This window comes from Bradyrhizobium sp. SPXBL-02, from assembly GCF_051853065.1.
GTDB lineage: Bacteria > Pseudomonadota > Alphaproteobacteria > Rhizobiales > Xanthobacteraceae > Bradyrhizobium.
Window position 1 is genome coordinate 4,630,208 of sequence record NZ_CP182474.1, and the last position, 26,815, is coordinate 4,657,022.

The 26,815-nt window shown below is 65.8% G+C and carries 28 protein-coding genes; 10 read left to right on the forward strand and 18 right to left on the reverse strand.

The annotated features are described in order from the left end of the window. The first annotated feature begins 35 nt into the window (after nucleotides 1–35). Nucleotides 36–1,406, forward strand: coding sequence for a hypothetical protein (locus tag ACNJYD_RS21770; protein WP_439363260.1), 1,371 nt, complete (start codon nucleotides 36–38; stop codon nucleotides 1,404–1,406). Here the strand turns inward: ACNJYD_RS21770 and gmk are convergent. The 9 genes from gmk to ACNJYD_RS21815 all read right to left on the reverse strand — a co-directional run bounded on the left by gmk (nucleotide 1,339) and on the right by ACNJYD_RS21815 (nucleotide 9,987). Then, on the reverse strand, nucleotides 1,339–1,998 hold the full coding sequence (gmk, locus tag ACNJYD_RS21775) for a guanylate kinase (protein WP_172786453.1): 660 nt from the start codon (nucleotides 1,996–1,998) through the stop codon (nucleotides 1,339–1,341). The genes ACNJYD_RS21770 and gmk overlap by 68 nt on opposite strands. Before the next feature lie 3 nt (nucleotides 1,999–2,001). Further along, nucleotides 2,002–2,889, reverse strand: coding sequence for a YicC/YloC family endoribonuclease (locus ACNJYD_RS21780; RefSeq protein ID WP_439363261.1), 888 nt, complete (start codon nucleotides 2,887–2,889; stop codon nucleotides 2,002–2,004). Nucleotides 2,890–3,006: 117 nt separating this feature from the next. Further along, nucleotides 3,007–4,290 carry an endolytic transglycosylase MltG gene (gene mltG, locus ACNJYD_RS21785; protein ID WP_172786451.1) on the reverse strand — a complete coding sequence of 428 codons (1,284 nt, stop codon included), beginning with the start codon at nucleotides 4,288–4,290 and terminating at the stop codon, nucleotides 3,007–3,009. Between the two features lie 127 nt (nucleotides 4,291–4,417). After that, the gene (gene fabF, locus ACNJYD_RS21790; protein ID WP_212257540.1) at nucleotides 4,418–5,683 is read right to left on the reverse strand and encodes a beta-ketoacyl-ACP synthase II; all 1,266 of its coding nucleotides are present in this window, start codon (nucleotides 5,681–5,683) and stop codon (nucleotides 4,418–4,420) included. A gap of 107 nt (nucleotides 5,684–5,790) precedes the next feature. Further along, on the reverse strand, nucleotides 5,791–6,030 hold the full coding sequence (locus tag ACNJYD_RS21795) for an acyl carrier protein (RefSeq protein WP_008551805.1): 240 nt from the start codon (nucleotides 6,028–6,030) through the stop codon (nucleotides 5,791–5,793). A 311-nt stretch (nucleotides 6,031–6,341) separates the two neighbouring features. Continuing rightward, the gene (gene fabG, locus ACNJYD_RS21800; protein WP_172786449.1) at nucleotides 6,342–7,079 is read right to left on the reverse strand and encodes a 3-oxoacyl-[acyl-carrier-protein] reductase; all 738 of its coding nucleotides are present in this window, start codon (nucleotides 7,077–7,079) and stop codon (nucleotides 6,342–6,344) included. Between the two features lie 11 nt (nucleotides 7,080–7,090). Then, nucleotides 7,091–8,050, reverse strand: coding sequence for an ACP S-malonyltransferase (gene fabD, locus ACNJYD_RS21805; protein ID WP_439363262.1), 960 nt, complete (start codon nucleotides 8,048–8,050; stop codon nucleotides 7,091–7,093). Between the two features lie 203 nt (nucleotides 8,051–8,253). After that, nucleotides 8,254–9,279, reverse strand: a complete 1,026-nt coding sequence (locus ACNJYD_RS21810) for a fatty acid desaturase family protein (protein ID WP_439363263.1) — start codon at nucleotides 9,277–9,279, stop codon at nucleotides 8,254–8,256. Nucleotides 9,280–9,282: 3 nt separating this feature from the next. Further along, the gene (locus ACNJYD_RS21815; RefSeq protein WP_439363264.1) at nucleotides 9,283–9,987 is read right to left on the reverse strand and encodes a TetR/AcrR family transcriptional regulator C-terminal domain-containing protein; all 705 of its coding nucleotides are present in this window, start codon (nucleotides 9,985–9,987) and stop codon (nucleotides 9,283–9,285) included. Between the two features lie 346 nt (nucleotides 9,988–10,333). Between ACNJYD_RS21815 and rpsF the strand changes: the two genes are divergently transcribed. The 4 genes from rpsF to rplI all read left to right on the forward strand — a co-directional run bounded on the left by rpsF (nucleotide 10,334) and on the right by rplI (nucleotide 12,806). Then, complete coding sequence (gene rpsF, locus ACNJYD_RS21820) at nucleotides 10,334–10,801, forward strand: 30S ribosomal protein S6 (RefSeq protein WP_025035823.1); 468 nt, start codon at nucleotides 10,334–10,336, stop codon at nucleotides 10,799–10,801. Nucleotides 10,802–10,806: 5 nt separating this feature from the next. Next, entirely contained in the window at nucleotides 10,807–11,046 is a 240-nt protein-coding gene (rpsR, locus tag ACNJYD_RS21825) for a 30S ribosomal protein S18 (RefSeq protein WP_007592020.1), read from the forward strand. 131 nt (nucleotides 11,047–11,177) lie between these two features. After that, a complete protein-coding gene (locus ACNJYD_RS21830) occupies nucleotides 11,178–12,155 on the forward strand; it encodes a DUF2232 domain-containing protein (RefSeq protein ID WP_172786445.1) in 978 nt (325 codons plus the stop codon). Between the two features lie 51 nt (nucleotides 12,156–12,206). After that, on the forward strand, nucleotides 12,207–12,806 hold the full coding sequence (rplI, locus tag ACNJYD_RS21835; protein WP_172786444.1) for a 50S ribosomal protein L9: 600 nt from the start codon (nucleotides 12,207–12,209) through the stop codon (nucleotides 12,804–12,806). Between the two features lie 74 nt (nucleotides 12,807–12,880). Here the strand turns inward: rplI and ACNJYD_RS21840 are convergent, their stop codons facing one another. The 3 genes from ACNJYD_RS21840 to ACNJYD_RS21850 form a co-directional block, all read right to left on the reverse strand. Further along, a complete protein-coding gene (locus ACNJYD_RS21840; RefSeq protein ID WP_212257535.1) occupies nucleotides 12,881–13,348 on the reverse strand; it encodes a PaaI family thioesterase in 468 nt (155 codons plus the stop codon). Between the two features lie 11 nt (nucleotides 13,349–13,359). After that, nucleotides 13,360–13,956, reverse strand: coding sequence for a TetR/AcrR family transcriptional regulator (locus ACNJYD_RS21845; RefSeq protein WP_439363265.1), 597 nt, complete (start codon nucleotides 13,954–13,956; stop codon nucleotides 13,360–13,362). A gap of 109 nt (nucleotides 13,957–14,065) precedes the next feature. Next, nucleotides 14,066–14,965: a hypothetical protein gene (locus ACNJYD_RS21850; protein WP_439363266.1), complete on the reverse strand. Its 900-nt coding sequence runs from the start codon at nucleotides 14,963–14,965 to the stop codon at nucleotides 14,066–14,068. 276 nt (nucleotides 14,966–15,241) lie between these two features. Between ACNJYD_RS21850 and ACNJYD_RS21855 the strand changes: the two genes are divergently transcribed. Next, nucleotides 15,242–16,492 (forward strand): SAM-dependent methyltransferase, encoded by a 1,251-nt coding sequence (locus ACNJYD_RS21855; RefSeq protein WP_172786440.1) that lies wholly within the window; start codon nucleotides 15,242–15,244, stop codon nucleotides 16,490–16,492. Between the two features lie 9 nt (nucleotides 16,493–16,501). Here the strand turns inward: ACNJYD_RS21855 and ACNJYD_RS21860 are convergent, their stop codons facing one another. Further along, a complete protein-coding gene (locus ACNJYD_RS21860) occupies nucleotides 16,502–16,708 on the reverse strand; it encodes a transcriptional regulator (protein WP_439363267.1) in 207 nt (68 codons plus the stop codon). Between the two features lie 551 nt (nucleotides 16,709–17,259). On the opposite strand from ACNJYD_RS21860, the gene ACNJYD_RS21865 reads away from it, so the two are divergent. Further along, nucleotides 17,260–18,771 (forward strand): replicative DNA helicase, encoded by a 1,512-nt coding sequence (locus tag ACNJYD_RS21865; protein WP_061876691.1) that lies wholly within the window; start codon nucleotides 17,260–17,262, stop codon nucleotides 18,769–18,771. 46 nt (nucleotides 18,772–18,817) lie between these two features. Next, nucleotides 18,818–20,083, forward strand: a complete 1,266-nt coding sequence (gene alr, locus ACNJYD_RS21870) for an alanine racemase (protein ID WP_439367500.1) — start codon at nucleotides 18,818–18,820, stop codon at nucleotides 20,081–20,083. 140 nt (nucleotides 20,084–20,223) lie between these two features. On the opposite strand, the gene ACNJYD_RS21875 is transcribed toward alr, so the two are convergent. Continuing rightward, nucleotides 20,224–20,439, reverse strand: a complete 216-nt coding sequence (locus tag ACNJYD_RS21875; RefSeq protein WP_172786439.1) for a hypothetical protein — start codon at nucleotides 20,437–20,439, stop codon at nucleotides 20,224–20,226. A gap of 40 nt (nucleotides 20,440–20,479) precedes the next feature. On the opposite strand from ACNJYD_RS21875, the gene ACNJYD_RS21880 reads away from it, so the two are divergent. Continuing rightward, nucleotides 20,480–21,250 (forward strand): exodeoxyribonuclease III, encoded by a 771-nt coding sequence (locus ACNJYD_RS21880; RefSeq protein ID WP_439363268.1) that lies wholly within the window; start codon nucleotides 20,480–20,482, stop codon nucleotides 21,248–21,250. Nucleotides 21,251–21,253: 3 nt separating this feature from the next. Here ACNJYD_RS21880 and ACNJYD_RS21885 read toward each other — a convergent pair whose 3' ends face one another. Continuing rightward, nucleotides 21,254–21,622 carry a GFA family protein gene (locus ACNJYD_RS21885; RefSeq protein ID WP_260383403.1) on the reverse strand — a complete coding sequence of 123 codons (369 nt, stop codon included), beginning with the start codon at nucleotides 21,620–21,622 and terminating at the stop codon, nucleotides 21,254–21,256. A 161-nt stretch (nucleotides 21,623–21,783) separates the two neighbouring features. Continuing rightward, nucleotides 21,784–22,560, reverse strand: a complete 777-nt coding sequence (locus ACNJYD_RS21890; protein ID WP_439363269.1) for a potassium channel family protein — start codon at nucleotides 22,558–22,560, stop codon at nucleotides 21,784–21,786. 219 nt (nucleotides 22,561–22,779) lie between these two features. On the opposite strand from ACNJYD_RS21890, the gene ACNJYD_RS21895 reads away from it, so the two are divergent. Beyond that, nucleotides 22,780–23,505 (forward strand): sulfite exporter TauE/SafE family protein, encoded by a 726-nt coding sequence (locus ACNJYD_RS21895; protein WP_172786436.1) that lies wholly within the window; start codon nucleotides 22,780–22,782, stop codon nucleotides 23,503–23,505. A gap of 12 nt (nucleotides 23,506–23,517) precedes the next feature. Here ACNJYD_RS21895 and ACNJYD_RS21900 read toward each other — a convergent pair whose 3' ends face one another. Together ACNJYD_RS21900 and ACNJYD_RS21905 are read right to left on the reverse strand one after the other, a co-directional pair. Further along, nucleotides 23,518–25,587, reverse strand: a complete 2,070-nt coding sequence (locus tag ACNJYD_RS21900) for a putative bifunctional diguanylate cyclase/phosphodiesterase (protein WP_439367501.1) — start codon at nucleotides 25,585–25,587, stop codon at nucleotides 23,518–23,520. Then, the gene (locus ACNJYD_RS21905; protein WP_439363270.1) at nucleotides 25,587–26,735 is read right to left on the reverse strand and encodes an ABC transporter substrate-binding protein; all 1,149 of its coding nucleotides are present in this window, start codon (nucleotides 26,733–26,735) and stop codon (nucleotides 25,587–25,589) included. The genes ACNJYD_RS21900 and ACNJYD_RS21905 overlap by 1 nt, the downstream gene beginning before the upstream one ends. Nucleotides 26,736–26,815 lie beyond the last annotated feature (80 nt).

Consider the following 26,815-nt stretch of genomic DNA (forward strand, 5'->3'; position numbering starts at 1 on the left):
GGCTGAGGTTGCGGCGTGGAACTCTGATCCTGGTGTTGAAGAGTCTCATCCGGCGGCGGAACGAACGCCGCGCAGGCCCGATTCAAGCCACATCCTCTCCGGATTTGCGGCTCATTGCCACCCAAGTCTTTGATGACAAAGGGGTGGTTAAGAGTTGCGTCATGCGTAACCGGGAGACCAGGATGGGCAACCGCACCGCAAAGTTCATATCCGCGCTGGTTGGCAGCATCCTTGCCGGCGCGCCATTAGCCGCCGTGTCGCAGAACGCGCCTGCACCATCGAGCACCGCCAACGCGGCCCCCGCCTGCCTGGCTTCGCCGAAGGATGCCGCGCCGCAGGGCCAGCACTGGTACTATCGCCTGGATCGCACGACGAAGCGGAAATGCTGGTATCTGCGCGCCGCCGGTGAGAAGGAGAGCGCGAGGACCGCGCAGGCCGCCCCGGCCGTGAGCGATCCATCGACCGCGGACGCGCCGGCGCCGCAGCAGAACCCGGTGCAGGACGCGCGCGCCGAATATCCGACGCCGCGCGGAACTGCTGCTGCCAAGACGGCGAACGTTCCGATGCAAGCCGCCGCGGCGGCGCCGGTGCAACAATCCGCGGACCAGGCCGCTGACGGCAACGCGCAGCAACCCGCTGGCGCCGCACCCTGGCCCGATGTCTCCACTGCATCCGCTCCCCCCGCGTCGTCGCCGGCACCGACCGCTGTCGCGGCCGCCGCGCAGCCGAGCGCAAAGCCGTCGAAATCCTCCTCGCCCGTGGCGCTCGCTGCGGCGGACAACAGCACGACTGAGAAGCCGACCGGCTCGCTGCAGATGCTGCTGCTCGTGATCGGCGGCGCGCTCGCGCTCGCTGGAATCCTGGCCAGCCTCATCTACCGCTTCGCCGGCGCGCGCGTCCGGCTCCGGTCGGCGGACCGTCACGGGCGTTGGGACGATTGGCAGGCGCAGAACCAGGAGGGAAGCCGTGCGCCCTGGCGCGATTCACTGCCGGCCGCCGCCCAGCCGCCGCGCCCGATCGACTTCGATGCGGCACGTCCGCAACCGACAAGACAAGCGACGAAGCTTGCCGCGATCGGCCGCGAGATCGAGCTGATTGACGCGCGCAGACAACGTGCCGCCGCTCCGGCCGCACAACCCGTCGAGACCAGAAGCAACAAGGTCGAGATGGTCGAGAAGATATTCCAGCCCGTCGCCGCAGCGCCCAAGCTCGCCGCTGGCGAGATCGGCAAGGATCACGATGACGCGTCGACAGGTCGTGACGCCGATGCCGTCGACGTCGACGGCATCACGACGATGCTGGAACAGCTGGCCAAGCAAGGGCCGCGACTGTCGCGGCCTAACCTTGAAGCTGACCTTGCAAACTTCGAACGAAGCCTACGAGGCCGATCCGCCGCTCGCGCTTGAGGCGCTCGGCCTTCAGGATCGACTGCACCTCCGCGAACGCCTCGTCGACCGCGTGGTTGATCACGATGTAGTCGTACTCGGCCCAGTGACTCATCTCGTCGCTAGCGCGACTCATGCGCTTGCGGATCACCTCGTCGGAATCCTGCGCGCGCGAGTGCAGGCGCTTCTCTAGGTCGGCCGCCGAGGGCGGCAGGATGAAGACGCTGACGACGTCGGCGCGCGCCTTCTGCTTCAACTGCTGAGTCCCTTGCCAGTCGATGTCGAACAGCACATCCTGGCCTGCCGACAGAGCCGCCTCGACAGGGCCGCGCGGCGTGCCGTAGCTGTTGTCGAACACGGTCGCCCATTCCAGCAGTTCGTCGGCCTTGACCATCGCATCGAACGTCGCCTTGTCGACGAACGTGTAATCCTTGCCGTTGACCTCGCCCGGGCGCATCGGCCGCGTGGTCGCCGAGACCGACATTTTCAGGCCCGGCATCCGCTCGATCAAAAGACGCGACAGCGTCGTCTTGCCCGCGCCTGATGGCGAGGACAGCACGAACATCAATCCGCGCCGTTCGACACCGTCAGTTCCGTGACCGCCCGTCGTCATCGATCACTCCAGATTCTGGACCTGCTCGCGGAACTGCTCGACCACGTTCTTCATGGCGAGGCCCGTATTGGTCAGCTCGATGTCGTTCGACTTCGAGCAGCAGGTGTTGACTTCGCGGTGAAGCTCCTGCGCCAGGAAGTCGAGCTTGCGGCCGATCGGGCCGCCCTTGCCGATCAACTCGCGCGCCTGCGCGACGTGCGAGGCGATGCGGTCGAGCTCCTCGCGGATATCGGCCTTGGTGGCGATCAGGATCGCCTCCTGCATCAGGCGGTCGGAATCGAAACGGTCGGAGGTGTCGAGCAGCGCTGCAATCTGTTCAGCCAGCTTCGCCTTGATCGCCTCCGGCTTGCGGCCGGGCGCGGCTTCCGCTCTTTTCGCCAGCTGCTCGATCTCGTCGACGCGCTGGGTCAGGATCTGCCCGAGCGAGGTCCCCTCGCGCTTGCGCATCGCGACGAGCTCGTCGAGCGCCTTGTCGAAGGCCTCGGCGGCCGCGGCGCGCGCCGCCTTGTCCTCCTCCTCGTCGCCCTCGGGCTCGGCGACCTCGACGACGCCCTTGATGGCGAGCAGGCCGTCGATGCTCGGCGCCACAGCGTCGACCTTCCCCGAGATCAGCGCGGCGGCCTTCAGCACGGCGTTGAGCACGTCCTCGTTGATGCGCACCGTGGCGGCGGCGTTGGTGCGCTTGACGTTGAGATTGGCGTAGACGGTGCCGCGCGAGAGCAGCTCGCCGGCGCGCTTCTTGGCATGGGCCTCGAGCTCGTCAAAGCCCTGCGGCAGCCGCACGCGCAAGTCGAAGCCCTTGGCGTTGACCGACTTCAACTCCCATTCGAACGTATACGGCCCGCTCGCGCCGTGGCATCTCGCAAAGCCGGTCATGGACGACAGCGCCATCAGTTCAGATTCTCCAGGAACACGGGATTCGCGAGGCCATCAAGCCACGCGAATCTTAAGACTATTTTGCCGGAAAGTGGAATCAGCAATGCCCGGCAGCTGGTCTGCGCGCGGGCTTTAGCGCTGGACCACCGGCGGCGAGCCCTGCACTGCGCCCTGTCGGGCCGGTGCGGGATTGGCTGGGCCGGCCGGGCGTGCCGCCGGCGGCTTCTTCTGCTGATTGGGCCGCGCCGGCGTGGTCGCGGTCGGCGCGTCGGCTGCGCCGGACCCGGCAGCCGCCGGCGGCTGCGCGTCCTCGGCCGGCTCGACCGTGTCGTTCTGGATCTGCTTCTCCATCGCGCGCAGCTTGGCGACGTTCTTCTGGTGCGCGTCGTAGGTCTCGGTGAAGGCATGCCCGCCAGTACCGTCCGCGACGAAGAACAGGTCGCGGGTGCGGGCCGGATTGGCGGCGGCTTCCAGCGAGGCGCGGCCGGGGTTGGCGATCGGGCCCGGCGGCAGGCCCTCGATCACATAGGTGTTGTAGGGCGAGGGCTGCGTGATCTCACTGCGCTTGATCGGCCGGCCCAGCGTGCCCTTGCCGCCGACGAGGCCGTAGATGATGGTCGGATCGGACTGCAGCTTGATCCGCTGCTTCAGCCGGTTGACGAACACCGCAGCGACGCGGCTGCGCTCGTCGGGCTTGCCGGTTTCCTTCTCGATGATGGACGCCAGCGTGACCAGCTGCTCCGGCGTCTTGACTGGAATGTCGGGATTGCGGCGTTCCCAGATCTCCGTCAGCACGCGCTTGTGCGCCTGCTGCATGCGCTGGACCACCTGCTCGCGCGGCGTGCCGCGCGGGAATTTGTAGGTCTCCGGAAGTAGCGTGCCTTCGCGCGGCAGCTCGCGCACGCTGCCGGTGAAAATGTCGTTGTCGGACAGCCGCGCCACGATCTGCTCGGAGGTCAACCCTTCCGGTATCGTGACGGCGTGCTGCACCACCTTGCCCTCGACGATGGTGCCGATGACGTCGCGCAGCGAGGCGTTCTTCTGGAACGAATACTCACCTGGCTTGAGGTCCGAGCTCGCCTTCAACGCGGCGACGCTGGCGATGAACACCCAGGGATTGACGTCGGTCACGCCTTCCCGGTTCAGCGTCTCGGCGATGTCGCGCTTGCCCGCACGCTGCGGGATGTTGACGATCTTGTCCTCCTTCAGCGGTCCGGGCGCCTCAAGCACCTGGCGGCCGTAATAATAGACGCCGCCGGCGCCGAGCATAGCGATCAGCAGAAGGGTGATGATGGCGTTGCCGACGATGACGAACGGATTGCGCGCACGGTCCGACCGCTTGGGCGGCGGCGGAAGTTGCTCGGGCTCGAGCGCGGCCCGCGGACTCCGGGGTGAAATGGGCGGCCTTTCACTCATCGAAACAACCTGAATCCTGCCGGTTCAATCGCGGCCCGACAATCGCTTGCCCTGCCAAAAACGCACGCGCCCACGTCCATGACTATCGCCGAATACGGCAAAACGGTGGATTCGTCTCAAACACAAACTAACTAACAAGGCGCCGGACGATCACCGACGCATTGGTACCGCCAAAACCAAAAGAGTTCGACAACGCGACGTTGACCTCACGCTGCTTTGCCTTATGCGGCACGAGATCGATTGCAGTCTCGACCGACGGAGCGTCGAGATTGATCGTCGGCGGCACGACATTATCGCGAATCGCCAGAATCGCGAAGATCGCTTCGATGGCACCGGCCGCACCGAGCAGATGGCCGGTCGACGACTTGGTCGAGGACATCGCGACCTTGGAGGCGGCGTTGCCGAGCAGACGCTCGACCGCGCCGAGCTCGATCTCGTCGCCGAGCGGCGTCGAGGTCCCGTGCGCGTTGATGTAGTCGAGATCGGACGGCGTCAGCCCGGCGCGCTTGAGCGCGGCCGACATGCTGCGGAAGCCGCCATCGCCATCGGGCGACGGCGACGTGATGTGATAGGCATCGCCGGAAAGACCGTAGCCGATCACCTCGGCATAGATCTTCGCGCCGCGGCGCCTGGCGTGCTCCAGCTCTTCCAGCACGAGGACGCCGGCGCCCTCGCCCATCACGAAGCCGTCACGGTCCTTGTCGTAGGGACGCGAGGCCTTCTCGGGCGTCTCGTTGAAACCGGTCGAAAGCGCGCGCGCGGCGTTGAAGCCGGCAATGCCGATGCGGCTGATCGGCGACTCGGCGCCGCCCGCGACCATCACGTCGGCATCGCCCAGCGCGATCAGGCGGGCGGCATCGCCGACCGCATGCGCGCCGGTCGAGCAGGCGGTGACCACCGAATGGTTCGGTCCCTTGAGCCCGTGCGCGATCGAGACGTAGCCGGAGGCGAGATTGATCAGGCGGCCCGGAATGAAGAACGGCGACACCCGGCGCGGTCCGCGCTCCTTCAGCAGGATCGCGGTGTCGGCAATGCCGTTGAGGCCGCCGATTCCGGAGCCGATCATGGTGCCGGTCGCACACTTGTCCTCTTCGGTCTCGGGATGCCAGTTGGCGTCGTCGAGCGCCTGGCCGGCCGCGGCCATGCCGAAGATGATGAAGTCATCGACCTTGCGCTGGTCCTTCGGCTCCATCCATTTGTCCGGATTGAAGCTGTCGTTCGACCCGTCGCCGCGCACGACCGTGCAGGCGATCTTGGTCTGCAGATCGGAGACATCGAAGCTCTCGATCCTGCGCGCACCGCTTTCGCCGTTGAGGATGCGCTTCCAGGTCGGCTCGACGCCACAGCCGAGTGGCGAGACCATGCCGAGACCCGTGACGACAACCCGCCTCATATCCGAAAACTCCGCATCGAAAGATTCACGGCCAATAACAAGAAACCGGCTGGCCGCTGCGAAGCGGCCCGTCCGGTTTCAATGCTGTCCCCGCGAAATGAAGAGCCTTAGCTCTTCGCGTTCTTCTCGAGAAACTTCGTGGCGTCGCCGACGGTGAGAATCGTTTCCGCAGCGTCGTCCGGAATCTCGCAACCGAATTCCTCTTCGAACGCCATCACCAGCTCGACGGTATCCAGACTGTCGGCGCCGAGGTCGTCGATGAAGCTCGCGTTGTCGACAACCTTCTCGGGTTCAACACCAAGGTGTTCGACCACGATCTTCTTAACCCGCTCGCCAATGTCACTCATTGCTTAACCTCGTGTTGTTCCCTGTAGACCCGACCCCCCGGGACGATACGAGCCGTCGTGGTCGTTTGACTGCCTTCGCTTACGAACTTGATTTGGCCCATCCTAACCGATGGAGGCCCCGGCGAACGACGGCCAAAGGCTCCGCATCGCCAATATACAGGGTTTCAAAAACCTGCAATGGCGTTCTTTGCCCATCCGTTGAAGGTCCGGTTATCATACTTCAATTGCCTTGACTACAAGCCTCATTTCGCTCCGGAAACGGCCGTTTGCCGCATGCCGCACCGCCCTGACGGGCGCTGCGGCACGAGACATCAGATCATGGCCATGCCGCCGTTGACGTGGATGGTCTGCCCGGTGACATAGGCTGCTTCGTTCGAGCTCAGATAGACGGCGGCCGCCGCGATGTCCTCGGGCGTTCCCAGGCGGGCGGCCGGAACCTTGGTCAGAATCGTTTCGCGCTGCTTGTCGTTGAGCGCATCGGTCATCGGCGTCTTGATGAAGCCGGGCGCGATGCAGTTCGCCGTCACGCCACGCTTGGCGTATTCGGCCCCCAACGTCTTGATCATGCCGATCAGGCCGGCCTTCGACGCCGTATAATTGCCCTGCCCGGGATTGCCGGTGACGCCGACCACCGAGGTGATGGCGACGATGCGGCCGAAGCGCTTGCGCATCATCAGCTTGGTCGCGGCGCGCGCCAGGCGGAAGGTCGCGGTCAGATTGACGTTGATGACCTCGTCCCAGTCCTCGTCGCGAAGCTGCACGAAGAGATTGTCGCGCGTGATGCCGGCATTGGCGACGAGAATGTCGACCTGGCCCATCGCCGCTTCCGCAGCCGGCACCAGCGCCTCGACCTCATCGGCCTTGGAGAGATTGCAGGGCAGCACATGGGCGCGCTCGCCGAGCTTGCCGGCCAGCTCGTCCAGCACCTCCTTGCGCGTCCCTGATATGGCGACGGTGGCGCCCTGCGCGTGCAACGCCTGCGCGATCGCGCCGCCGATGCCGCCGGTCGCGCCGGTGACGAGCGCCTTTCGGCCAGTCAGATCGAACATTGATGACTCCCTTAAGCCTGCTTCGCAGCGGCCAATGCATCCTTGGCGGCGGCAATGTCGTTCGGGCCGCCGACCGCAATGCCGACCGCGCCGTCCGCGATGCGCTTGACGAGACCGGTCAGCACCTTGCCGGCGCCGATCTCGAAGAAGCGGGTGACGCCCTGCCCTGCCATATAGGCCACCGACTCGCGCCAGCGCACCGTGCCGGTGACCTGCTCGACCAGGCGGCGGCGGATCTCGTCGGGATCGGTGATGGCGCTTGCCAGCACGTTCGAGACCAGCGGTGCCGCCGGCGCCTTGATCGTGACCTTCGAGAGCGCCTCCGCCATGGCATCCGCAGCCGGCTGCATCAGCTTGCAATGGAACGGGGCGGACACCGGCAGCAGCATCGCACGCTTGGCGCCCTTGGCCTTGGCGATCTCGACGGCGCGATCGACCGCGGCCTTGTCGCCGGAGACGACGACCTGGCCGCCGCCATTGTCGTTGGCGGCCTGGCAGACCTGCCCCTGCGCCGCCTCGCCCGCGACCTCCATGGCGGCCTCGTAGTCGAGACCGAGCAGCGCGGCCATCGCGCCGGCGCCGACCGGGACCGCCTTTTGCATTGCGAGACCGCGGGTGCGAAGCAGACGCGCAGTATCCGACACCGTCAGGCTGCCGGCCGCCGCCAGCGCCGAATATTCACCGAGCGAGTGGCCGGCGACGAAGGCCGCGTCTCGTCCCACGGAAAAACCAGCCTCAGCCTCGAGCACGCGCAAGGTCGCGACAGACACCGCCATCAGCGCCGGCTGGGCATTCTCGGTGAGCTGGAGGGTTTCGGCCGGACCTTCCCAGATGATGGCCGTGAGCTTCTCGCCGAGCGCGGCATCGACCTCGTCGAACACCGCGCGCGCCACCGGAAAGGCGTCGGCCAGGGCCTTGCCCATGCCGACCGCCTGGGAACCCTGCCCAGGAAATGTGAATGCAGCCGTCATCGGCGCTCCCTGCTTGTCAGGCATGATCCCTTTCGAGAACCGGCAGCCGATTACGCGCGGCCTTGGTCCGTGGTTCCTTGGCCATGGTTCCTTGGGCCATGGTTCCGGATCATGCTCCAAAGGGGGCCGTAGACACCGTCCGGGGTCGCACTGTCAAGCCGAGACGGGAACCTGGAGCAGCATTCGCCGGGGAATGAACTCCCTCAAAACCCGCCGGCGGTCTGGTTGGCATCGACGTCCGCCCCGGCCCGCGCGCGGCGCGCACTGTTGACGAGTTGCCCCGGCCGATCCTCGCGATTCGGCTTTGCGGTGGCGAGCCGCAGCACCGAAGCGTAGTTCGGCTGCACCTCCATGCGGCCGGCGTAGCGGCTGGCACTCAGCAGGCGGTGTACCTTCGGTAAATTATAGCAAGGCACGTAGAACAAGAGATGATGCTCGAGGTGATAGTTCACATAATACGGCGCGATGAACAGGCGCTCGAGACAATTGGCATGCGTCGTGCGCGTGTTGCGCAAGGGGTCGCTGCTATCGGGGACGACGGCGTGCTCAGCGATGTTGCGGATGCGGGTGATGACCATCATCCAGGTCAATAGCGGCACCAGCCAGAGCAGCGGATAGGCCCACCACACGCCGGCCGCCGCGAGCGCGGCCAACATGATCCCGTTGACCACACATTGCGGGCCGAGCATCTCCCAGAAATGCGCCGCACGCTGCCGCCATGACCAGTCCCTTGGCCCGAGCGCGTTGAGCAGCTGCGCCTTGCGCTGCTGATAGCCGGTCTGCCCGGTGATGTCGCGGATGAACTTGCGGCGGTAGCTCAGCCCCGTGATCGGAAACGGCGCCGACAGCACGAGATCGGGATCATCCTCCTGCTGCGTGCGCGCGTGGTGCTGCAAGTGGTAGCGCCGGTAGCTGCGTGTCTCCGCAAACAGCGGATAGGCGCAGAACCACTGGCTCAGCGCCAGATTGGTTTTCTCGTCGGCGGACAGGCAGCCATGCGCACCGTCATGCATCAGGATCGCAAGGCCGAGCTGGCGTGAGCCGATGATGGCGACGGCAAAGATATAGGTGAGCGGATTGGGCCACCACGCCACCAGCGCGATGGCTCCAATGATCAGGGCCCAGGCGTGCGCGATCAGCGCAGCGCCTTTCCACGTCGCGCGCTGACGCACCTCGGCCAATTGATCATCGGTCAGGAAATCGCGGGCACGCATGCGAAGCGCGGTCATGGCCTAGCCCTCTCCGTTCGAATTGTCGGATGCTTCACGCGCCTCGACGAGACGCAGGCGCCCGGTGTCTTCAGTGGATTTCGCCTGCTCGCCCAGCACGCGCAGCATCTCGGCGCAGAGCGCCTCGGGCGAACGGCCCATCGCATAGCCTTCGAGAATGACGCCGATGGCGACGGCCCAGAAGCGCCGCGAGCTTTCGTCGGGCGCGCGCAGCGAGCGCCAGCCGTGCCGCTCGACCTGTCCCGCATAAGCGCGCGCACCCTCGCTGTGCAGGCGCTCGATGGTCCGCTCGACCAATGGCGCGAGATCCTGGCGCCGCCGCGTCAGCGTCAGCGCTTCGGCAAAGAAGGCGACCGAATCGCTCGCCGTCACGGTCTCGGCCAGTGCGCGGGTGTATTCCCGGGGCGTCTTCGCCTTCAGCGCCGCCTGCTCGGTGGCCCGCGCCAGGTACAGGAGATCGCGGCAGGCGCATTCGACGAACAGCGCCTCCTTGGTGCGGAAGTAATAGGTGATCTGGCTCGGAAATGCGTCCGCGGCGGCCGCAATGTCGGTGATCGCCGTGCCGGACAGCCCGCGCTCCCGAAACAGCGGGCTCGCAGCATCCAGAAGCAGCGACCGCATCTTGCGGCCGGCCGAGCGCGTCGCGCGCGCGGCGTGCTTGGGGGCGCCTGCCGCCTCGAGCGGCGCATCGGCCGACGTTTCCGCCATGGGATCCTCTCCGCTGGCTTATTTGTATGTCATACAAACAAATAGATCAAGCGAATCTTGGTATTGGAGGATGGGGGTCCTGCCGGTCTGGGAAGGAAGAACACGGCTCGAAATGGCCCCTCCAACCTTGCAAAGCCGGCCAAAATCCGTATAAGGCGCCCATCCGCAGACCCCGGCCGGGAGCTGAACGGACGGTCTCAGCAAATCATTCGTGATTTTGGTGTGGCAGGGCCAGTCGGCCCGTCGTCCCGTGTTTCCGCCTTCTGAGCTTGATCCCAGAGTCCTTTCCGAAGGCCTCTTAAGGGTTTGACGCCGGGCGATGCGCCAACATGAGGAAAGGACGACCATGCCTCTTTACGAGCATGTTTTTCTCGCGCGTCAGGACGCGAGCCCGCAGCAGGTCGAAGAGCTGACTGCGCAGATGACCGGTATCGTCGAGGGTCTCGGCGGCAAGATCACCAAGACCGAGAATTGGGGCGTGCGGTCCCTCACCTACCGCATGAACAAGAACCGCAAGGCGCACTTCGTGCTGCTCAACATCGACGCGCCGTCCGCGGCGATCGCCGAGATCGAGCGCCAGGAGCGCATCAGCGAGGACGTGATCCGCTATCTCAGCGTCCGCGTCGAGGAGCTCGAGGAAGGCCCGTCCGCGATGATGCGCAAGGCCGATCGCGACCGCGAGCGTGACGACCGTGGCGGTGGCTTCCGCGGTGAGCGCGAAGGCGGCTTCCGTGGCGACCGCGAGGGCGGTTTCCGCGGCGATCGCGGGCCGCGCCGCCCGCGTGACGAAGCTGAAACCACGGATGGGGAGTAAGAATCATGGCTGAAGCTGGTGCACGCCGCCCGTTTTTCCGTCGTCGCAAGAGCTGCCCGTTCACGGGCGCCAATGCTCCGAAGATCGACTACAAGGACTCCAAGCTCTTGATGCGTTACGTCTCCGAGCGCGGCAAGATCGTGCCGAGCCGCATCACCGCGGTGTCCGCGAAGAAGCAGCGTGAGCTCGCCCGCGCCATCAAGCGCGCGCGCTTCCTGGGCCTCTTGCCCTACGTCATTCGCTGACACGACCAATTCGACCGGCGGCCGCTCAGCCGCCGGTCGCGACTTCGAACTCATAAGGCTTCCGGGTCGTCCGGTCGCCGATGGTTGGGGCAAACGATGCCTCTAACCGCTCGAAGGGAGCGGGACAGCTGATGATGGCCTTTGGACTGATAGCCCTGATCGCCGGCGCTGCGTCGGCCCTGATGTTCGCCTCGATCATTTCGGGCGCGCTGATCTCGCTCGTCCTGTTCTATCTCGCTCCGCTCCCTCTGATGGTCGCCGCGATCGGCTGGGGCCCGCTTTGCGCGAGCCTCGGCGGCATCGCTGCCGCGATCGGCCTTGGCGCCCTGTTCGGCCTGCCCTACTGCATCGCCTTCGCCGTCACCGTCGCGTTGCCGGCGTGGTGGCTCGGCCATCTGGTCCTGCTCGGGCGTCAGGTGGGAAGCACAGCGCCTGCGACCGGCACGGCGCCCGCCGCGGAGCCGGACATCGAGTGGTACCCGGTCGGCCGCATCCTGCTCTGGATTGCAGGCTTCGCCACGCTGACCACGATGGCCGCTCTGCTCACGCTTGGGACCGACGCGGAGACCATCACCGGCACGTTGCGCCGTGGCCTGATGCGCCTCCTGCGCGCCACCGACCCGCAAACTTCGGGTGAAGCCAGTCAGTTCGTCGACGCCTTGGTGCGCATCGCACCGGCCGCCGCCACCATCGCTGCGACGATGACGCTAACTCTCAACCTCTGGCTCAGCGCCAAGGTGACCGCGACATCGGGCCGGCTGCGCCGTCCCTGGCCGGATCTCAAGGCCACCGAGCTGCCGCAGATGACGCTGGTTGTGCTGTGCATCTCGCTTGCCTTCTGCTTCACCGGTGGGCTGCTGGCCATCGTGGCGCAGATCGCCACCGCTGCGCTGATGATGAGCTATGCGCTGGCGGGTTTCGCCGTGCTGCATACGCTGACGCTCGCGCTGAACGGCCGCACGTTCTGGCTCGGCTCGACCTACGCCGCCGTCGTCGTGTTCGGGTGGCCCGTGATCGCGATGGTGATCCTCGGCCTTGCGGACGCCGTGTTCGGCTTCCGCGAGCGCTTCCTGCGCAGCCGGCAGCCGCCACCACTGCCTACCCCCTGAGTTCAACCCCGAAACTGAAACCCTACAGAGCACTTCAAAAGGAGAACGAATATGGAAGTCATTTTGCTGGAACGCGTCAACAAGCTCGGCCAGATGGGCGAAGTCGTGAAGGTTCGCGACGGCTACGCTCGCAATTTCCTGCTCAAGCGCGGCAAGGCGCTGCGCGCCACCGCCGACAACCGGGCCAAGTATGACGGCATGAAGGCCGAGCTCGAAGCGCGCAATCTCGCCTCGAAGGCCGAGGCGTCCAAGGTCGCCGAGAAGATCGAGGGCAAGAACATCATCGTGATCCGTCAGGCGTCGGAAGCCGGCCAGCTGTTCGGCTCGGTCAACGTGCGCGACATCGTGATCGCGTTCGAAGCCGACGGCGTTTCGCTCGCCCGTCCGCAGATCCAGCTCGACGCGCCGATCAAGACCATCGGCAAGCACTCGATCACCGTTGCCGTTCATCCCGAGGTCGAGGTCGAGATCACCGTGACGGTCGCGCGCAGCCAGGACGAGGCCGAGCGCATCAACCGCGGCGAGGACATCTCGACCCGCAACGAGGATCGCGATGCGGCCGCCGAAGCGATCGCCGCCGCCGGCGAGTTCTTCGATCCGGAAGCCCAGCACGACGACGTCGCGCCGGCGCCGGCCGCGGAAGAGAAGTAACTCCGATCTCGTCATTTCGGGATGGTCCGAAGGACCAGACCCGGAAGCTCGAGATATGGATCAGCCCGGTCGCGTCACGCGGCCGGGCTTTTCGTTTTTGCAGCGACGTCCTCGCTCAGCATCGCGATCGATGCCAGCGCGGTGGCCGTATGCTTCTCGACGCCGTCGCTGACGCAGAACACGTCAGCCGCGACCACCGCGACCTGGCGGCCGGGCTTGATGACCCTGGCACGGCAGATCAGCTTCTCGCCGACCGCGGGTGACAACAGATTGAGCTTGTATTCCGCCGTCAGCGCCGGCTGGCCGCGCGAGGTGGCGGCCGCAATCGTCGTGGCGTTGTCGACCAGGAAGGCGGTGACGCCGCCGTGGAAGAAGCCGTGCTGCTGCAAGAGCTCCGGCCGTCGCTGCACGGCGATGGTGCAGGTGCCGCGCGACAATTCGGAGAGCTCGGCGCCGACCAGGTTCATGAAACCCTGTCGGCCGACATTGGCGTGGATGCGCTCGGCAATCGGCGCAAATTCCGGATCAGCTTCGGCCCGCATGCGGTCTCCCCTTATTGCTTGTTGATGCGATCGAACGGCCTCAGCGCGCGCTTGGCGCAGGCGATCAGCGTGTCCGCCTCGATGCGCGGATCGGTGCGGTCGCGCCCCGACAGGAAGGCGCGGCAGAAGATCTGCGCCGGACCGATCAGCTGGCTTATGAACATTGCCGGCGTCATCGGCAGAAGCTCGCCGCTTGCGACCAGCGGCGCGCGCCAGCGCTCGATGCCTTCGGCAAGCCGCGCATTCTGCGCCCGCTGGGCGTCGCGCACGTCCTCGCCCCATTCGCTGCGCGAGATCTCGAAGAGGTAGCGCGCCTCGCGCCGGCTGGTGACGACCCAGTCAAGATGCGCCCGGATCAGGCGATCGATGCCGTGCTCGGCATCGGGCACGGGATCGAGCGCGGCCAGCACCGCGGCGTGATAGTGCCGCAGAACCTCCAGAAACAACGCACCGGCGAGCTCCTTCTTCGAGGCGAAGACGTGGAAGAAGCTGCCATTGGAGGCGCGCGCCCGGCTGCGGATCGCGGTCACCGTCGCGGCCTCGAAGCCGACGCGGTCGAACACCATCAGCCCGGCCGCCAACAGATCGTCTCGCACGCCCGCTGCCATCGCGCCTCCTGGAGTATTACTCTAGAGTAATACTCTAGAGCCGGTCAATACGAAGCGGAGGCCGCCATGAAGGCGGCCTCCGCTCCTCTGTCTAAGGACTGTAAGAGACTTACCGCGAGATCGGCGGTGCCGGCGGACCGGAGGACTCGGCCGGCGCCGCGGGCGGGGCCGGCTGCGGCCTGGCCGCCGGCTCGGAGCTGGCTGCGGGCGCGGCCGGCCTGGAAGCAGCCTCTTCGGCCGGCTTTGGCGCCGCCTGCTCGGCAGGCTTCGCGGCGACAGGTGCAGCCGGCGTCACCTGCGGGACGGGGTCGGGTCGCGAGGCCGGAGCGTCGCCGCGCGGCTCGACCTTCGCGGTATCAGGCTTAGCGCTATCAGGCTTGGCCTCGACTGGCTTCTCGGATGCCGGCTCGACCTTGGCACTGTCAGGCTTGACGGCGTCCGGCTTCGGCTCGCTCTTCTTGTCGTCAGTCGCCGGTGCGGCCGCATCGACCTTCGGGGCTTCCTCGGTCCCGGGCTTGGCGCGGCGCTTGCCCTTGCGTCCCTCGGGCGCAGCCTGTCCCTCGGGCTTCGCGCCGTCATCGGCCGGCCGTGCGGCACGCTTCTGGCGCGTGCCCTCGGCGGCCGGAGTGGCGCCCTCGCCCTCGGGCCTGGCGGCCTCCTGCGCGCGCGGGCGTCGGCCCTGCTGCTCCGGCGAAGCGCCGTCCTTCTTGCCGTCCTTGGCCTGGTAGCGGGTGTCGGTGGCCCCATTGGAGACCAGATAGGCGGAGAGGACGCCCGCCATGTCCGAGCTCGTGGTGTAGTGCTGGCGCAGGAAACCGGGCAGCGAGCCGGGCGACACGGACTTCAGCAGTCCGCGCGGGCTCTTGTGGCAGGCATTGCAGGTTTGCGCGAACAGCTGGGACGGGGACTTGCCGGCCTCGAGGTTCGTCGCCTGCGCAAGGACGGAATCGGCCGCACCGAAGCCAATCAGAAGCATCACCGTCGCGAGGCTGAGCGCTCGGCTCGACATTCCCATGATCTCCGTTGAATTTTACTGCGAAGCAGCCGGCATCCGGTGCGGCGGCGGTCACCTTTTAACCGATTGAGCCGCGAATGGAAGCAGGTCCACGCGCAAGGATGTGGTTAAGCGGTTTTCGAATATCTACTTTGAATACAGTGCAATAGCGCGGCCGGAACCGGCTCGCTAGATTTAGATGCAAACGCATAGGAACCGCTGCGGCGCCTGGGCGTCAGATATGAAGGCCGGGTTAGTCGCATCTTTCGGGTTCGCTCGAGAGGAGTGCCGATGGACCGTCTGTTGCGTCGATTCCTGTCTCAATTCATCCGCCGCGGCTCGCTGACGGTGACCGGCGCCAGCGGATCGAAGTTCACCGTCGGCGACGGCTCCGGCGAGCCGGTCGCGGTCCGCTTCGTCACCGCGGACGCCGAGCGGAGGGTCCTCATCAATCCCGAGCTGGGGCTTGGCGAGGCCTACATGAACGGCGAGTTCGTGGTCGAGCGTGGCAGCATAGCTGATGCCCTCGCGATCCTGCTCGATCAACCCGACCTATTGCCGCAGTGGGCAAAGCCGTGGTGGCACCTGCGTTACCTGACGCGGCACCTCAAGCAGTTCAATCCCCGCCCCCGCTCCCGTCAAAACGTCGCGCATCACTACGATCTCGACGGCCGGCTCTATTCGCTCTTTCTCGACGCCGACAAGCAATATAGCTGCGCCTATTTCGAGACGCCCGAGATGTCGCTGGACGACGCGCAGCTTGCCAAAAAAAGGCACATCGCCGCGAAGCTTCTCGTCAGGGACGGCCAGCGCGTGCTCGACATCGGCTCCGGCTGGGGCGGCCTCGGGCTCTATTTCGCCGAGATTGCAGGCGCCGACGTCACCGGCGTGACGCTGTCGACCGAACAGCTGCAGGTCGCCAATGCGCGCGCCGCCGAAAAGGGCGTGGCGGGCTCGGCCAGATTCCTGCTCCAGGATTATCGCGACGTCGACGGTACGTTCGACCGCATCGTCTCCGTCGGTATGTTCGAGCATGTCGGGGCAAGGTTTTACGACGCCTACTTCCAGCGCTGCGCCGAGCTGCTGAAGGAAGACGGCGTCATGCTGCTGCATTCGATCGGCCGTTCGCAGGGCCCGGATTCGACCAATCCCTGGATCGCCAAATACATCTTCCCCGGCGGCTACATCCCCGCGCTGTCGGAGGTGCTGCCGGCGATCGAGCGTGCGGGCCTCCTTGTCTGCGACATCGAGATTCTGCGCCTGCACTATGCCGAGACGCTGAGGGCTTGGCGCGAGCGCTTCATGGCGCGGCGCGAGGAAGCCGTGCAGCTCTACGACGAGCGCTTCGCCCTGATGTGGGAATTCTACCTGGCGGCCTGCGAGATGACGTTCCGCAAGCAAGCCATGATGAACTTCCAGATCCAGATCACCCGTCGCCAGGGCGTGGTGCCGATGACCCGCGACTACGTCCCGCGGGAGGAAGCCCGGCTGCGGGCGCGGGAGGGCGCGGCCACGCCAAGGCTCAAGCTGGCTGGCGAATAGGTCCGGATCCTAGTGACGAAGCGTCGAAGTCCCGGATGTCCGGAAAGAAGCCGTTAACGCCAATTGCGCCCGCAATTCCAGCAGGATTTCGGGGGCGACCGGCTGGCGACGCACCTCGGGCCGCTCCGCATGCTTCATGGCGGCGATCAAACCGGACAGCCAAAGCCGGCTGCCTGCCTCGCTTCGCCAGTTCTGGTGCTGCCGTTCTGGCTGCATCGCTCGCCTCGTATCCCTGTCGGCGGGGAATGAGATAATCCTCTGCCCGCCTGCCTGTTCCGGCATGACCCCGAAAGAATCCGGGGAGATGTGATCTGTTTCACATAAGTCTGGTCGGGCCTGGCTTAGACCGTCGCCATGAGCAAAGAGACCCAAACCTCATTCGACGTGCAGGACGACCTCCGCACCGATTACGCCCTGATCGTCACCGGCGTCGGGGCGGCCCTGGTTGCGCTGGTCTACCTCCTGCTGGTCTAAAGCCGAGCCGAATGCGGCTGCGCTGCGTCATTTCGCGCGCCTCCCCATAGGTCTGCGCGCCAGCCGACAGGGTTCATGGGTTTCAGGATTTTTCCAAGGCGCGACCGCGGCCCCTTTCGGACGAGCGAGCTCCGCCAAAATCCAGTCAAGCGCGGCGCATGCTGCGGCTGCTAATCATCCACCATTTTAACTGAGCGGTTGATAGCGGTCAGCTTTCGCTTCCGCTTTGCACCGAGGCGGCGCTTTATCCCGGCCCCGCATCCGCCCAAGAAAATTGCTAAGCACGTCCGACCATGGCACTGACTGATTCGAACGTTCTCAAACTCGCGCCCGATGCCGGAACTCCCGCCTATCGGAGCGCGCCGCACAATATCGAGGCGGAACAGAGCCTTCTGGGCGCGATCCTGGTCAACAACGACGCCTTCTACCGCGTCTCCGACTTCCTCGAGGCGAAGCACTTCTTCGAGCCGCTGCACCAGACCATCTTCGAGACCGCCGGCAGCCTGATCCGGATGGGCAAGATCGCCACCCCGGTCACGCTGAAGACGTTCCTGCCGGCCGATACCGACGTCGGCGGCATGACCATCGGCCAATATCTGGCGCGGCTTGCGGCCGAAGCGACCACCATCATCAACGCCCAGGATTATGGCCGCACCATCTACGATCTGTCCTTGCGCCGCGACCTGATCGGCATCGGCGAGGACATGGTCAACGTCGCCTATGACGCGCCGGTCGACTTCCAGCCGCGGGCACAGATCGAGGACGCCGAGCGAAAGCTGTACGAACTAGCCGAATCCGGCCGCTATGACGGCGGCTTCCAGAAGTTCTCGCAGGCGCTGGCGGTCGCGGTCGATCTCGCGGCCAAGGCGTTCCAGCGCGACGGAAAACTGTCGGGCATCTCGACGGGCATGCGCGACCTCGACACCAAGATGGGCGGCCTGCAGCACTCCGACCTCATCATCGTCGCGGGCCGTCCCGGCATGGGCAAGACCTCGCTCGCGACCAACATCGCCTACAATGTCGCCCGAGCCTACGTTCCGGAACTCCAGGCCGACGGCACCACGAAGGCCGCCAATGGCGGCGTGATCGGCTTTTTCTCCTGCGAAATGTCGGCCGACCAGCTCGCCACGCGTATCGTGGCCGAGCGCACCGGTGTTCCCTCTTCCCACATCCGCCGCGGCGGCATCTCGGAAGCCGATTTCGAGAAGATCCGGGAGGTCTCGATCGAGCTGCAATCGCTGCCGTTCTATGTCGACGCCACCGGCGGCCTGTCGATCGCGCAGCTGATGGCGCGCGCGCGCCGGCTGAAGCGCCAGAAGGGTCTCGATCTCCTGGTGATCGACTACATCCAGCTGCTCTCGGGTTCGAGCAAGCGCGCCAGCGACAGCCGCGTGCAGGAAATCACGGAGATCACGACCAGCCTCAAGGCGCTCGCCAAGGAGCTCAACGTTCCCGTGATCGCGCTGTCCCAGCTATCGCGCCAAGTCGAGTCCCGCGACGACAAACGGCCGCAGCTCTCCGACTTGCGTGAATCCGGATCAATCGAACAGGACGCCGACGTTGTGCTGTTCGTTTACCGCGAGGAATATTACCTCGCCATGAAGGAACCCCGCCCCGGCACGCCTGAACACGAGAAGTGGCAGCTCGACATGAGTCTTGCGCACGGAAAGGCCGAGGTCATCATCGGCAAGCAGCGCCACGGCCCGACCGGCACCGTCGATTTGGCGTTCGAAGCCTCGGTCACGCGGTTCGGCGACCTGGCACCCGACAGTCAGCTGCCGGCTCGCAGCGACAACGACTACTGAGTTCCTTGAACCGGACCTACCTCTTGCGTAAAACGGCGCCATGACAATGGCGTCCGCCCCGAAATCGATCCCGCAATCCGGCCCACTCTCCGCGGAGGCCAACCAGGCCGCCGCGCTCGCGGCCTATGGCGGCGTGCTGACCGTCGATCTCGACGCGATCATCGCCAATTGGCGCAAGCTCGAGAAGACGGCGGTGCCGGCCGAATGTTCGGCGGTGATCAAGGCCGATGCCTATGGCTGCGGCGCCGAGCAGGTGTCGCGAGCCCTCAGCAAAGCCGGCTGCAAGACCTTCTTCGTCGCCACCATCGAGGAAGCGCGCAAGGTGCGCGCCGCCGTTCCCGAGCCCACGATCTACGTGCTCGGCGGCTACTTCCAGAACACCGGCGAGCACTACGCCAAGATCAATTGCCGTCCGGTGATCGGCGATCTCAACGAGCTCGCCGAATGGGACGTGTTCTGCCGCCGCACCGGCTGGAACGGGGGCGCTGCCATTCACATCGACACCGGCATGAACCGGCTCGGGCTGACGCTGTCGGAAGCGCAGGCCATCATCCCCCGCATCAATGCCGGCGATCACGGCATCACGCTGGTGATGAGCCATCTGGTCTCGGCCGAGCAGCTCAACAGCCCGATCAATGCCAGACAGCTCGCGGCCTTCCGCAGCATCGCCAGTGAGTTCACAGGCGTGCCGGCGGCACTCGCCAACTCCTCCGGCATCTTCCTCGGCGCGCCGTTCCAGTTCGACCTGGTGCGGCCGGGAGCTGCGCTCTACGGCGTCAACCCGACGCCGGAGGCCGACAATCCCATGCAGCAGGTGGTCGACCTCAAGGCGCGCATCGTGCAGATCCGCACCATCGATCGCGGCGAGACCGTCGGCTATGGCGGCACCTGGACCGCGCGGCGTCCGACGAAACTCGCGATCATCGCGGTCGGTTACGCCGACGGCTATTTCCGCGCTGCGAGCTCCAATGACGGCACCCGCGGCGCCGATGTCATCGTGGCCGGCAAGCGCTGCCCTATCGCGGGCCGCATCTCCATGGACCTGATCGCGATCGACATCACCGATCTGGCGCCGAACGCGGTGCGGCGCGGCCACATGGTGACGCTGCTCGGCGAAGGCATCACCGTCGACGAGCTCGCGCACCATTTCGGCACGATCGGCTATGAGGTGCTGACCAGCCTCGGCCACCGCTATGCCCGCGTCTACAAGGGCGGCAATGTCGAGGAGCCGCTGACGAAGCCGGAGCCCGCGTCGAACGCCGGGCAGCCGCCCGTCCCGCCGCCAATCGAGCAGCCGCCGCTGCAGAGTTAAACGCGCGCGTGCCCCGGACGCAGCGCAGTGCGCCGCACTTCGCGGCGTAATGCGCTGCAGAGCCGGGGCCTATCTCTCGACAGCGTAGCGTGTCGCCTTCTGGATCCCGGCTCGCGCTCCGCGCGTCCGGGACACGAGGGCTACTTCTTCTTTCTACTGTCCAGCGCTGTCTTGCAGGTGGCGCTGAGCTGGTCGCGCTTGGCGTTGAGACAGGCGACGATGCCGCCGCCCGGCGCGATGCCGGCGCAGAATTTGTCATAGTCCGCCTTGCACGCGCCGCGCGTTTCGGCTGACTGTGCCGTGGCCCCGGAGAACGCGACGACGAAGGCAGTAGCGGCAAAGCTCAATTTGAACATTGTATCTCCGAGGACGGAAGGCAGGAGCCGGTAGCTCTACATGAAGATCGCGACATTCAACATCAACAACATCAACCGCCGCCTGCCCAATCTGTTGGCATGGCTGCGCGCGGCGAAGCCCGATGTCGTCGCGCTTCAGGAGTTGAAGGCAAGTGATGGCGAATTTCCGGCGGCCGCCATCGAAAAGGCCGGCTATGGCGCGGTGTGGCGTGGACAAAAGACATGGAACGGCGTTGCCATCCTCGCCCGCAACGCCGAGCCTGTGCTGACGCGCGACCGGTTGCCGGGAAAGCCCGCCGATCTCGAAGCGCGCTACATCGAGGCCGCCGTGCGCGGCGTCATCGTCACCAGCATCTACCTGCCCAACGGCAATCCGCAGCCGGGGCCGAAATTCGATTACAAGCTCGACTGGTTCGCGCGGCTGCGGCGCCACGCCAAGACCTTCATCAAGCAGGACCTGCCGGTGGTGCTGGCCGGCGACTACAACGTCGCGCCCACGGAGATCGACATCTATCCGACGCGCTCATGGGACAAGGATGCGCTGATCCAGCCGAAGAGCCGCGCGGCCTTTGCCGCGCTGGTCGAGCAAGGCTGGTGCGACGCGATCCGCGAATTGCATCCTGACAAGCGCATCTACACGTTCTGGGACTACATGCGGAACCGCTGGCCGCGCGATGCGGGCCTGCGGCTCGACCATCTCCTGCTCAGCCCGGCCCTCGCCCCGCGTCTCGCCAAAGCCGGCGTCGACAAGAAGATCCGCGGCGAGGATGGCGCAAGCGACCACGCGCCGGCGTGGGTGGTGTTGCGGTGACCCTCACCACAAATTCCTGCCGTCGATCACGTTCACCGGCACGGCCTCCAGATCGAAATCGTCGAACAGGCGCGCATTGACGGCGACCTTGGGATTGTCGAAATCGGGCTTGCCGCTCGACCAGTCCGGCGACTCCGAAAAGGTGCCGCAGCCGCACGTCGCGCAAAAATGGTGTTTGACGGTGCGGCTGCCCCAGAGATAGGTCGCGACGTTCTCCGGCGGCGACAGCAATCGAAATTGCGCAGGCTTGTAATAGGCCCACAGCGCGCCGCGCTTGGCGCAGAGCGTGCAGGTGCAGCGCGTCACGCTCGAAGGCGCCTCCGTCACCTCGAACACCGTCTCACCGCAATGACAGCTTGCCTCGATCGGCATGATCCGCTCCCGTTTTGTCAGGAGCGCGGTCGTAGCCGGCCGCTGCTGCCAACATGCTGTCAGCAGCGGCACGGTCAAAACAAAAAGGTGAAAACAACCCCATGCACAGTAGGAGACCTCAGTCCGGTCACACAGCGCACCGCGCCGGCGTGAGAGGCTCTTCAGGTGGCCCCCTCATCGGGAATATTGAGAACATTGCCGCAGGCCTTACAATGGACGGCGTCGGCATCATGCCTCTGGAGTCCGCAAGTCGGGCACGGAAATCGCACCTTGTGCGGACTGAGCAGTGCGCGGGCGAGATTGAAGAACAGCGTGACGCCGAAAATCATGATCACGACGGTGATCAAGCGGCCGACCGTGCCCGGCAGGGTAATGTCGCCGAAGCCGGTCGTCGTCAGTGCCGTGACGGTGAAATACAGGGCATCGGCATAGTTCCGGATCTCATCGTTCCGAAACTTCTGGGTCTCGTAAACGATGCCGGTCATGACGAAGATGAAGACCGCCAGATTCGTGACGGCGAAGATGACGTCTTCATTGCGACGAAAGAATGGAGAATCGAGGCGGAGCCTCACCAGCATCTGGTAGTCGCGAAGCAGCCCCAACGTCCGCAGGATCCGGAGAAAGCCGCCCGCTTCGCCGGCAAGCGGCGCCAGGAAGGACACGATCGCGACCATGTCTGCCCAGGTCGCGAGCTGGGTGAACTTCCGAAGCGGATGCCGATCGACCAGGAGCCGAGCCGAGAAGTCGAGAAGCAGTATGGCGCCGAACAGAACATCGAGCGTCTCGACGATGTCACTGGGCTGCAGGAACGAGGTTGCAATGATGAACAGCACCGTCACGATATCGAAGACGAGCAGCGCATAGCGGAAGCGCACGCCGTCGGGCGTTGCGCCCTCGTAAAGGCGGCGGACCTTGCTTCGGAGAGACGTTATGGTCACGGCACCATGATCGCGGTTCGCACGAATGATGCCAACTCGGAACGGGTGCCGCAAGGTCCGCTCCAATCGCGCTGTTTCTGCCGGAGCAGCAGAACGTTGCCGCCCCCGAAAGAATGGCGCGCGCAATTCAGGAACGAGGAGAACGAGGCAGCACTCGAGACAATGTTCGCCCTCTCCGGTCCCTCCGGCTAGACTGCTCCGATTCCCGGAGCGCTCCTCTTGGCCTTTCTCTTCGTCCTCACCGTCGGTCTCGCCGCCGGCACCATCTCAGGCATCGTCGGCACCGGCTCGTCGATCATGCTGATGCCGGTGCTGGTCTATGCCTACGGGCCGAAGGAGGCCGTGCCGATCATGGCGGTGGCCTCCGTGATGGCGAACTTCTCCCGGATCCTGGCGTGGTGGCGCGAGGTCGATTGGCGGGCCTGTGCGGCCTATTCGGTCACGGGCATTCCGGCGGCGGCGCTCGGCGCGCGGACGTTGCTGGCACTGCCCGCGCATGCCGTCGATCTCGCCATCGGCCTCTTCCTGATCGCGATGGTGCCGGTGCGGCACTGGCTGGCGCGGCACGACCTCAAGGCCAATCTCTGGCATCTTGCGATCGGCGGCGCGGTGATCGGCTATCTCACCGGCATCGTGGTCTCGACCGGGCCGCTCAGCGTGCCGCTGTTCCTGTTCTACGGCCTGTCCAAGGGCGCCTTTCTCGCCACGGAGGCGGCCTCCTCGCTTGGCCTCTATTTCGCGAAGTCAGTGACGTTCGAACGTTTCGGCGCGCTGACTGGCGAGGTCTTCATCAAGGGACTGATCGCGGGCTCCTCGCTGATGTCGGGCGCCTTCATCGCCAAGCGCTTCGTGCTGCACCTGAAGCCGGACGTGTTCCGCCTGGTGATGGACGCGATCATGATCGCCGCCGGGCTCTCGATGCTCTGGAACGCAGCGCAGCCGTAACCCGGCCACGGCTCAGGCAGCGAATTCCGGGGTGATCGATGGGCTGTCAGCGATGACGCGGCTCGCCGCCGCCGGCTGGCCATCGAGCCATTGCAGCACGGCCTCGAGCGGCTGCGGCCGCTGGTAGAGGAATCCCTGTCCGAGCCGCACGCCCATCTCGCGCATGGCCGCGGCCTGCTCGGCGCGCTCGATGCCTTCGGCGACCAATGTCAGCCCCAACGTGGCGGCGAGCGATGCGATGACGCCGACGATCGCCTTGTCCTCCGCGCTGCCAGGAATTTCGCTGATGAATGCCTTGTCGATCTTCACCTTGTCGAGCGGAAACCGGCGCAGATGGGCGAGCGAAGAGTAGCCGGTGCCGAAATCGTCGAGCGCGATCGTGGCGCCCAGGCGCCGCAGGCGATGCAGCGTTTCGGAGGCGCTGGCGATGTTGTTGATCAGCGATCCCTCGGTGATCTCGAGCTCGAGCATCGATGCCGCGACACCGAAGCGCGCGCAGGTCGCGCGCAGCTCGGCGGCGAGCGAATGGTCGGCAAGCTCGGACGGCGGCAGATTGATCGCGATCCGGATCTGCGGCCTGCCCGCAGCCGCCAATTGCTGCAAGGCCTGGCAGGCATCGGTCAGCACGTACCGGGTCAGCCGCGCATTGTTGCCGCTGCGCTCGATCAGCGGCAAGAATTCGCCGGGGCCGATCACGCCGTGCTCGGGATGGCGCCAGCGGATCAGCGCTTCCAGGCCGAGCACCTCATGGCTGCCGAGATCGACCTGGCTCTGGTACCAGACCTCGAACTGGCCTTCGGCAAAGCCGGTGGGAATGGCGAGCTCGAGATCCCTGCGGCGGCGATAGTCGCGCTGGAGCGCTTCGTCCAGCACGGCGACCGTGCCGGGCGCCTTGCTCTTGGCATGATAGAGCGCGATGTCGGCGAGCGTCGGCAGATGCGACAGCTCCGGATCGTCGGCGTGGCGCACGGCAAGTCCGATGCTGGCGCGCGGCACCACCTGCTTGTCGTGGAGGCGGATCGGCTCGGAAATGGCATCCAGCACGCGTTGAGCGAATGCGTGCGCGGCCTGTTCGTCGCGCACCTCGGGGCGAATGACGACGAACTCGTCGCCGCCGAGCCGGGCAACCCAGTCCTCGGCTTCGACCGCGCGACGAAGACGCTGCGAGATCTGGACCAGGAACGCATCGCCCGCCTCGTGTCCGAAGGTGTCGTTGATGCCCTTGAAATCGTCGAGATCGATGAAGCAGAACGCGACCAGCGTATCCGCCGCGCCTCCATTCTGGCTCGTCACGGCGAGGCGCTCGGTCAGGGAGCGCCGGTTCGGCAGCCCGGTCAGCGGATCGTGCGTCGCCATGTGCCCGAGCCGGTCCAGCGCGCCTGACGTCGTGTGCTGCATGGCGTTGAAGGCGCGCGCGAGCTGGCCAAATTCGTTCGAGGACGTGACATCAGCCGGATAGGCCCGGCCGTCCTGCTTGCTGCGCTGGATCGCCGACATCATGGCCGCGAGCGGCCTGCCGATGAAGATGTTGGCGGAGATCCGCATGGCGATCAGGGTCGCGAAGGTTGCGAGCAGCCCGACGACGAGCAGCAGCATCAGGCGGCTGCCCGCATCCGCGTAGAGCGCCGTACGCGAATAGGCGATGGCGATGCGGCCGGCCTGAACGGCCATATTGCCGTTGCTGTAGCGGATCGGGTGCGAGACCTCAGCAACCGACTGGCCTTCCGAGCGCGCGACCACACGGGCGATCGCGGCGCCGGTATCGTCATAGACGGCCGCCGCCGCGATGGTCTCGTCGTGCATGATCTCGTTGAGCACGGCCGTGACCTGGTCGTAGCGCATCTTCCAGAGCGGCTCGGCGATCAGCTCGGCGCGGCTCTCGGCGACGCGGGCCATGCGGGCGTCGAGCTGCCTCAGCCGCGACCAGAAGCTCGATGCCTCGACGCCGGCGGAGGCGAGCAATTGCACCAGCAGCAGAACGGGCACGGTGGCCCAGATCATCGCGTGGACGACCGAGCGCAAGCGCGGTGGCTCTTCCTGCTGGTTGCGATCCGGATCGGTCATCGCCTCATCCTTGCGCATCAATCCGCAACGCCTTCGGCAAGCGGCAGCGACGAGATGAGCGCACCGACGGAGAAGTCATATTGACCGCAGCGCCCGGCCTGCGCCCGGAACCGCGTGAAGTCGATCCGGTCAAACGCCCGGGTCCTGATGAGATCGCCGACCGACGCGAGATTGTCGCGGGTGATTGCCGACGTCTTGACCTCGACGCGGGGCGAAACGGCGGCGAAATCGCAGCCGTCGGCATAGTCGCGCAGCAGAACGACGGACCAGCCGCCGAGCAGGAAATGCCCGCCATCGGTCAGCAGCATGCGGCCGGCCTTGATCTCGCGCATCGCATCCTCCGACCAGTTGAGGCCGACCACCTGGATGTTCTGGCCGGGCACGAGGCCCGCGGCGATTGCCGCACGCAGCGCGCCGAGCGCCATCGGATCGTTTCCAGCCCAGATCCCGGCAGGCCGGATTTCCTTGCGTGCGGCCCAGCTCAGATAGTTTGCCGTAACCCGCTCGGCCTCGGACTGCGTCCAGTTGGCGAACAACATGCGGTCCACCACGACGTCGGACGCAGTATCCACCGCGAGCTTGAGACCGGCGTTGCGGGCGATCGAGGCGGGCGTGGTCTCGTCGCCTCCGATGCCGAGAATGTGGATCTTGCCGTCCGCGCTCTGCCATTTCTCGGCACGCGCGGCCGTGATCAGCGCGTCGGCCATCCGCGCGCCCGCGGTCTGAAGATCGGTCGTGATGTCGCCGAGCCAGGTCTTGAGCTTTTGCCTCGGCGGTCCAAGACGCACCGCGTCCTCGCCGATCAGCGTGTTCGAAAGCAGCAGCGTCTTGACGCCCGCGGCTTCGGCGGCCTCCAGGATGGGAACGGCGGCGGATTCCTCGTTCGACAGGATGAGGAAGTCCGGCTTGTCGGCACGGGCCACCACGCCGAAGCCGAGCTCCTGCATGGTGCGGTAGTTCCGCTCGCTGGTCAGCACCTCGACATGCGCGTCGAGCTTGCGGCCGGCGGCCTGCATGGTCTGCGCGACCATGTCCCAATAGACCTCGCCGGACTTGCCGGGATTGACGAAGACGATGTTGAGGGGCTTGGCAAGGCTGCGGCCAGCGGACCCGAAAACGCCGCAGGCCACGCCCGCCGCGAGCAATATTCGCAGAAATCTCGTCATCTTCGCCGCCCCCGTTGGTTCCGAGATTGGACCCCCGTCCGCTAAGAATTGGCAAAATCCAGCCGGGCACGGCGGCACAG